At 49.4% G+C, this 7,322-nt stretch carries 6 protein-coding genes; 1 reads left to right on the plus strand and 5 read right to left on the minus strand.

The annotated features are described in order from the left end of the window. Nucleotides 1-240: 240 nt before the first annotated feature. The 4 genes from AB4Z30_RS24200 to AB4Z30_RS24215 all read right to left on the minus strand — a co-directional run bounded on the left by AB4Z30_RS24200 (nucleotide 241) and on the right by AB4Z30_RS24215 (nucleotide 3,714). On the minus strand, nucleotides 241-972 hold the full coding sequence (locus AB4Z30_RS24200; RefSeq protein WP_441929990.1) for a sugar phosphate nucleotidyltransferase: 732 nt from the start codon (nucleotides 970-972) through the stop codon (nucleotides 241-243). Next, the gene (locus tag AB4Z30_RS24205) at nucleotides 969-1,742 is read right to left on the minus strand and encodes a glycosyltransferase family 2 protein (RefSeq protein ID WP_441929991.1); all 774 of its coding nucleotides are present in this window, start codon (nucleotides 1,740-1,742) and stop codon (nucleotides 969-971) included. The genes AB4Z30_RS24200 and AB4Z30_RS24205 overlap by 4 nt, the downstream gene beginning before the upstream one ends. After that, the gene (locus tag AB4Z30_RS24210; protein WP_441929992.1) at nucleotides 1,739-2,824 is read right to left on the minus strand and encodes a glycosyltransferase family 2 protein; all 1,086 of its coding nucleotides are present in this window, start codon (nucleotides 2,822-2,824) and stop codon (nucleotides 1,739-1,741) included. Before AB4Z30_RS24210 ends, AB4Z30_RS24205 begins: the two co-directional genes overlap by 4 nt. A 116-nt stretch (nucleotides 2,825-2,940) precedes the next feature. Then, a complete protein-coding gene (locus AB4Z30_RS24215; RefSeq protein WP_441929993.1) occupies nucleotides 2,941-3,714 on the minus strand; it encodes a glycosyltransferase family 2 protein in 774 nt (257 codons plus the stop codon). 817 nt (nucleotides 3,715-4,531) lie between these two features. Between AB4Z30_RS24215 and AB4Z30_RS24220 the strand changes: the two genes are divergently transcribed. Beyond that, nucleotides 4,532-6,094 (plus strand): M4 family metallopeptidase, encoded by a 1,563-nt coding sequence (locus AB4Z30_RS24220; RefSeq protein WP_441929994.1) that lies wholly within the window; start codon nucleotides 4,532-4,534, stop codon nucleotides 6,092-6,094. Between the two features lie 220 nt (nucleotides 6,095-6,314). Here AB4Z30_RS24220 and AB4Z30_RS24225 read toward each other — a convergent pair. Then, nucleotides 6,315-7,322, minus strand: a 1,008-nt coding sequence (locus tag AB4Z30_RS24225; protein WP_441929995.1) for a WIAG-tail domain, incomplete at its 5' end; no start/stop codon positions are given.

Below are 7,322 nucleotides of genomic sequence, written 5' to 3' on the forward strand. Positions count from 1 at the left end.
CTCTCCTGCCGGCGCGGCGCACTTCACTCCCACGTGAAATTACAGATCTCACTCCACTCCCCGAGTATAGAAAAGGATGGCTACAGTCACTGCACAAAACGCCGGAGCCTTGAAGAAAGCTCCGGCGCAAGTTTCACTTCATTCATTCAGTCTAAACCATTTACTCAATGATCTATTTCAATCATCTGCTTTGTTCATCTGCTTCGATCACGCACCGCAGCTGTATCGTGTTATCTCCGGTTAAGGAAGCTGCCCTTTCATGCGTACAGCTGCCTCCTGGAGTGATTCAAATGTGCCCGCATCACTCCAATATTTTTGCAAAATATCGTACTCCAGTCCGCCGCCGGATGCATAATGGTTGTTTACATCGGTAATCTCCAGTTCCCCACGTGCAGACGGTACAATGTTATGAATCAGGCTAAATACATGGTCATCATACATATATATGCCCGTTACACAATAAGAGGTCTTCGGCTGACTTGGCTTTTCTTCAATGTACGCGATACGTTCCGGATGGTGTTCATCAAAGACAGGCACCCCGTAGCGACGTGCATCGTCCACCCCTTTAAGCAGTACACGCGCCGTCCCCGCAGGTTGCTGCATATACCGATCTACGTATGGTTTCAAATCATCGCTGAACAGGTTATCACCAAGAAGCACCACAAATTTTTCGCCCGGAAGAATAAACGATGAGGCCAGATCAAGCGCTTCGGCAATCCCTCCCGCCTTTTCCTGAATACGATACGTTAATCTGACTCCATGATCTGCTCCGCCACCAAGATACTCCGTATACAATCCAGCGGAATGTTTATTGATGACAATCAGAATATCCTCAATCCCTGCCTGACGAAGCCTGTCGATGCCATACATAATCATCGGATGTTTACCGACGGGAAGCAGATGTTTATTGATAAGCCGGGTCAGGGGGTACAGCCTGGTCCCTGTGCCGCCAGCAAGAATTACACCTTTCATTCCTTGTTCCCTCCTTCATCGGATATGTCCATAAATTCACGCGGATCGACATGCCATTTATTTATAAAAATCGAACGGTTACGTTCCAGCAATTGTTTCCATTCGGCTTGATCTGTCTTCTGAAAGCTCGCGCTCCCCTGATGATGTACAAGGACATCCCCGCATACCAGCAAACGGAAGCCCTTCAGCCTTGCCCGATAACAGTAATCGTCATCTTCATAGTGTCCAGGGGAATATGCTTCATCAAGCCACCCCACTGCCTCCAGTACACTTCGTCTCATCAGCATACACAGCCCAACAATTCGGTGCACTTCTTTCCACTTTGACATATCCGAAACATTATTGGCAGCTGCCAGTTCCTGAAAGTGCTGCACATCCCGAAACGTCATATCCACTTGCTGAATTCCGCTGGCATAATTCGTAACTGGTCCGATGATGCCAATGTGCTCTTCACTGTACAACGCTTTGCGCATGTTATCCAGCCAGCATGATGTAACGGTAACATCGTTATTCAGCAACAGCAGCTCATCTCCGCATGCAACCCGAAGGCCAGCATTACAAGCAACAGGGAATCCCCGATTTTCGGGTAAACGGACAAACCGGATGCGCTCCTTGGCACAATATTCGGCAGTACCATCTGTCGAACCGTTATCCACAACGATGATCTCGTACGATGTCGCTTCTCCCGTATATGTTCGGATGGCCCCCACACAAGGCTTCAGCAGTGAGAGGCCGTTATAAGTGGGTATAATGATGCTTGTCAGCGTCATCTCACATTCCTCCTGTACGCTATCTCTGTGCGGGAAGGGAGATTGGCGCGAAGCGCATGTTCACTCGTATCCATCCATGCCGCCAGTGCTTCCAGATGATCACCAAGAATTAGTCTGGCAACATCATTACCACTGCCCGTGTTGCCTGGACGCAACCGATTAGAGCGTATGACGTCTACCTGGCATGGAGCGGATACCCTCAGTCCCTGTTGGATTGCAAGCATCTGTGCCTTGGGGGGAACAGCCAGGGCAGCAGGTTTCACCGCTTGAATCATTCGCCGTGATAGAGCATGAGGCACAGCAGTCATCGAATTCGAGCCAAGATCCCGCCGACCTAACGTGTGATTCAAATAGGCCTTGATGCGGCTAACTTCATCCTGCCTGGAAAATTGCGGAAGCAGAGACGTCAGATCGTTTAATGCAACATCCTGCCCGCTGTCAATGGCGAACAAGAAGGGCGCGAGCTGTTCAGCAGGCAAAACCATGTCTCCATCCACAAACAAAACAGTCTCTGCATCTGTCATTTTGGCTCCAAGTGCACGCCCCACATCATGACCAGCCCGATCCGGTTCATATACAAGTGTAATGCCTGTATGTTGCAGCACGCACTCCAAACTGTTATCCGTTGTGCCGTTTAATACAACCACAATATCACGGAGGGGCAGACGTTTCAGCTGTGCCAGCACTTGCCCAATTGTGCGTTCCTCATTGCAGGCACAGACTACGGCAGCAGCAACATGTCGGAGGGGCAATGGTACAATCTCTGGCGTACGGCCTGAGGACTTCGCATAGCCTTGAATAAACATTCTGCCTGCCTGCAATGCAGATTCGTAGCTGATCTGTTCCGGCAGATTCGCCGCAGCGTATGCTAGCCACGCATCAGAAGCATGTTTATTCAGGATGTCGGCATCTGCCCTGAATTGTTTGCCCGCAAGCTGGCCTGCTCGCCAATATGGACGTAGATCCGGCATCACCTGCCGGAAATTCCGCTGGCTCCGTTCGAGACGCTTCACACGAGGTGCCCGTTTCCCCCCAGTCTGCCGTCTGCTCCGGGGTCTGCTCCGGGGTCTGCTCGACGCCATTCGCTTGGCTCCCGTCCGTCTCTGAGCCCTCGCTCCTGATCGTATTTTCAGTGCTGTCACCTCCCGCATGTTGCCATTAACCGATCTTATGGCATACCTTTCTGACTGTTCCCCTCCTATTGGGCCAGACGGCGAACACGCTGCAGATCAGGATGACCGCCCCGTGGCCCCTGTGTATCTGTAATCCAGCGGATCGCCTCCAGATGATCCTGCAATACCACCTGACTCAGCGGATCTGCACCGATTCGTTTCTTGATGCGAACAGCATTCCATTTGCCTACAGGCACATGATGAACGGCTTTCACCTGAAGTCCGCCGAGTACCGCTTTGGCATGAGCAAGCGGCGGGATCTCCAGCGAAGATATGTCAATCACATCAAGTGCCTTACGGCTGAGAGCATGAGGAATGGCTGTCATGGAAGCCCCGCCGAGATCAGGTCTGGAAAGCAGACTGTTCAACATATGTTTCGCTTCAACGACTGGATGAACTGGGCTGCGTGTCACCGGACCGTTGTAATCGTTCAGTGCAACATCGACACCATTCAATACGGCTTTCACAAAAGGGGCAAGATGTACGGCCGGGATACGAATATCTGCATCCGTGAACAGCAGAATTTGCCCTCGGGCTGCTGCCGCCCCTACTCTTCGTCCTGCATCATGTCCCAGCGCTTCGGGATACTGGAGTACACGTGCCCCTGCCCGTTCAGCTTCGCTCGCTGTGCCATCGGTTGATCCGTTCACAATGACCAGCACTTCCGTATCACGGCATATACGTGTGGCTTCACGGACTACAGCAGTGATGGTGCGTTCCTCGTTCATCGCTGGAATAATCACCGATAGCACAGGCTGCCGGATAACTTCTCTATGTTGTTGAGAAGCTTCTCCATCCATTCTAGGAGCCGTTCTAAGATCATTCGAAAGAAATGAAAGATGGGGGGGTATAACGAAGGCATAGGCCTTTATACCCTTTTTTCTTCGTGAATGGATTCTTCTTTTTCCAAGAATCCTTCGGGTATATTTTTTACTTCTTTTTGTCGCAAAACGTGCTTTATTACGTTGTTTCCGCAACAAATTCACCTCCCACAACCCATCCTGATCGTACCAAGGGAGTACACGTTATTCTATGTATTCGTGGAGCAGTGGAAACGGCGTATGTCCTTATCACATTTAGGTTCTGGGCGAGAATACATATCCCCCCTCCCTCCAAAACGACAATATTCGTCAATAAACCTAAAAATGACATCTCCTCCCTGTCCTTAGACACAATTTTCACAAAAATTTCAAATTGCATCTTTTCCAAACTTTTACACTGTGATACTATACGATTCAAGCCACACAATTTACATTTTTAACCTCACAAAGAACTCACGTTTCCAACGCTTCTTGCTGCTCATTTATTGACCTTCGGTTAGTTTAAACGTTTGATCTCCTCCATTTAGTACGTAAACAGACCATGAACTTGAAAGGAGTGATGCCGTTCACAATCCCAATCCAAATTTCTTCTTCTGCACGCCACACGCGGATTAAACATCCCGGTTCTCCTTAGAACCTTCGGTTTGCCGCAATCACTAGGGGGACAACCCCTGCTTCTAAAACAAACTTCTGTTTCAGCCCCTCACTCCGCCCTGCCAGATGCAGACGGAAACCCAGCCGAGATAGGCATAATATCCTTTTTCCAACAAAATTATATGAGAACGGAGAGTTAACAATGAAATTTGCTAAAGTTATGCCAACCATTCTTGGAGGAGCTCTTTTGCTCGCTTCTGTATCCTCTGCTGCTGCAGCGCCATCTGATCCATCCATTCCGCTTGAGGCCCCTTATGCCTCCGAGGAGAGTATCCTGTTGAACAATAACCCGGACGAAACGATCTATAATTACCTTGGACAACAGGAACAGTTCCTGAACTCCGATGTCAGAGGCCAGCTCAAAATTATTAAACGTAACACGGACACTTCCGGCGTAAGGCACTTCCGTCTGCAACAGTACATCAAAGGCATTCCGGTTTACGGTGCTGAACAAACTCTCCATCTGGACAAGACTGGGGCTGTGACTTCTGCTCTTGGTGAGCTTCCACCTGTTGAAGAACAAGCTATTCCTAATGACGGAGTCCCTGGCATCAGTGCAGAAGACGCCATTAAAGTGGCTTCTGAAGAAGCGACCTCCCGGATCGGTGAGTTAGGTGCACCGGAGCTTGAACCAAAGGCTGAGCTCCAAATTTACCATCATGAAGATGACGGTCAGACCTATCTGGTTTACATTACCGAAGTGAACGTGCTTGAACCTGCCCCGCTACGAACCAAATATTTTATTAACGCCGTGGATGGCAGCATCGTATCCCAGTTTGATATTATCAATTTTGCTACAGGAACTGGTACCGGGGTGTTTGGCGATACCAAAACACTGACCACAACGCAATCCGGCAGCACCTACCAGCTGAAAGATACCACTCGTGGGAAAGGCATCCAAACGTATTCAGCGAACAATCGCTCCTCTTTACCAGGAACATTGTCGACCAGCTCTAATAACGTGTGGACGGACCGTGCAGCTGTTGATGCACACGCTTATGCTGCTGCCACGTACGATTTCTACAAAAATAAATTTAACCGCAACGGCCTTGACGGCAACGGCCTTTTGATTCGCTCCACAGTACATTATGGCTCCAACTATAACAACGCCTTCTGGAACGGGGCACAGATTGTATTCGGTGACGGAGATGGATCACTGTTTGGTATCTTCTCCGGAGATCTCGATGTTGTGGGTCATGAGCTGACACATGGAGTGATCGAGTACACCGCCAATCTGGAATACCGCAATGAACCAGGAGCATTAAACGAAGCGTTTGCTGATATTATGGGTAACACCATTGAGAGCAAAAACTGGCTATTGGGTGACGGCATCTATACCCCGAACATTCCAGGAGATGCATTGCGCTCTTTATCCGATCCTACGCTTTACAACCAGCCTGACAAATATAGCGACCGCTACACAGGCAGTGCGGACAACGGCGGTGTGCATACCAACAGCGGTATTATCAACAAAGCCTTCTACCTTGCAGCCCAAGGTGGCACACATAACGGCGTAACCGTTAGCGGCATTGGCCGGGATAAGGCCGTACGTGTTTTCTATAGCACGCTGGTGAATTACCTGACACCAACGTCCAAATTCGCGGCTGCCAAAACAGCAACGATTCAGGCTGCCAAAGACCTCTACGGTGCGAATTCTGCCGAGGCTACTGCCATCACCAAAGCCTATCAAGCTGTAGGACTATAATCGTTAACCAATCATGTACATTGTCTGATTCCATGAATACAAATTAAAACCGAACTCATTTATTTCAGGAATTATACTGGTAAAAAAATAGCTTCGTTCCGACACCCCTCATGTCCGAACGGTCAGGCTTGCCAAGCAAAAGCGGTGTCCGGGACAAATTCGCCGGCACCGCTTCTGTCAATTTGTAAATATGTTAACTCAGGATAACCATGGCAGAAGGTTATGCCGATGGCCCCGCCGCAATCCAGGACAACAAACCATACGTATGCTTGCAATCTGCTGTTCGCGTTACTTCCAGTACTGCTTCATCTTCGCTTTGTGATAGCAGGGATACCTGAAACCCACGGTCATTGCTCATCGCTACAATGACATAATGCTCCGAGACAAATGACTCTTCAAAAACAATCGTCACTTCCGTACACGTTTCATTCTCTGGGAGAACAAAGGCTTCCATGCCAAACTGCTGCACAGCAGGCTGTTTACTTACACTACGTACCGGCTGGAATGCCAGGTGTTCGACTTGAACAGCACCAGCCTGCAATTGATCACTGCCTACAGAACCATTGCACAAATGCTCTTGTGTCACCGACTGGGACTCAAGTGTATAGCTAACTGGCACCTCATTATCAGACCACTCGGGAGCAATAGAATCAGAGAACTCAGGGCCAGCTTCATCAGACGATAGCGTATCTTCTGCGTCCGATACATTTCCCGATTCAGTGATTTCCGCACCAGACTTGCCTTCCGTTAGCGCTGCTTCTGCTTCCAAATTATTGGGCAACCCGAGCAGTTCTTGAAGATTCAGACTTCCTGCCTGGAGCTCAATTGGCGTATCAGTCGACTCCCCTGCATCATCTCCCCATGCAAACAGTCCATCATTAGGCAAGCCTACTGACTGTATGAACTGCTGCACTTCCTGCATCGCTTCCTGCCTTTTGAACTCGGCAAGCTGTTCGAGTGTCTCTGCACTGACCTGACGAATTGCATTCCAGATCTCTTCGCTTAAATGAGCCGTGCCAACAATCCCTTCATTTAAGTGACTGGATGTAATACTTTGCTCGCTCAGCTTGCTGCCATCAATGGCACGATCAGCCAGGTGCACAGACGATATCGTACCTTCGGTCAATTTACTACCGTCCACACTGCCATCCGCCAGTTTGGACGCAGTAACTGCACCATCTTGCAGATGAGCTGTGCTTACGGCTTCTTTACTCAAATGGCTTGACGT

The organism is Paenibacillus sp. 2TAF8 (genome assembly GCF_052114825.1).
Classification (GTDB): domain Bacteria; phylum Bacillota; class Bacilli; order Paenibacillales; family Paenibacillaceae; genus Paenibacillus.

What these genes read in the sequence shown, in the direction of transcription:
- AB4Z30_RS24215 (WP_441929993.1), bottom strand. Translation starts at nt 3,714, where the DNA reads ATGGATGGAGAAGCTTCTCAACAACATAGAGAAGTTATCCGGCAGCCT.
- AB4Z30_RS24200 (WP_441929990.1), bottom strand. Translation starts at nt 972, where the DNA reads ATGAAAGGTGTAATTCTTGCTGGCGGCACAGGGACCAGGCTGTACCCC.
- AB4Z30_RS24220 (WP_441929994.1), top strand. Translation starts at nt 4,532, where the DNA reads ATGAAATTTGCTAAAGTTATGCCAACCATTCTTGGAGGAGCTCTTTTG.
- AB4Z30_RS24210 (WP_441929992.1), bottom strand. Translation starts at nt 2,824, where the DNA reads ATGGCGTCGAGCAGACCCCGGAGCAGACCCCGGAGCAGACGGCAGACT.
- AB4Z30_RS24205 (WP_441929991.1), bottom strand. Translation starts at nt 1,742, where the DNA reads ATGACGCTGACAAGCATCATTATACCCACTTATAACGGCCTCTCACTG.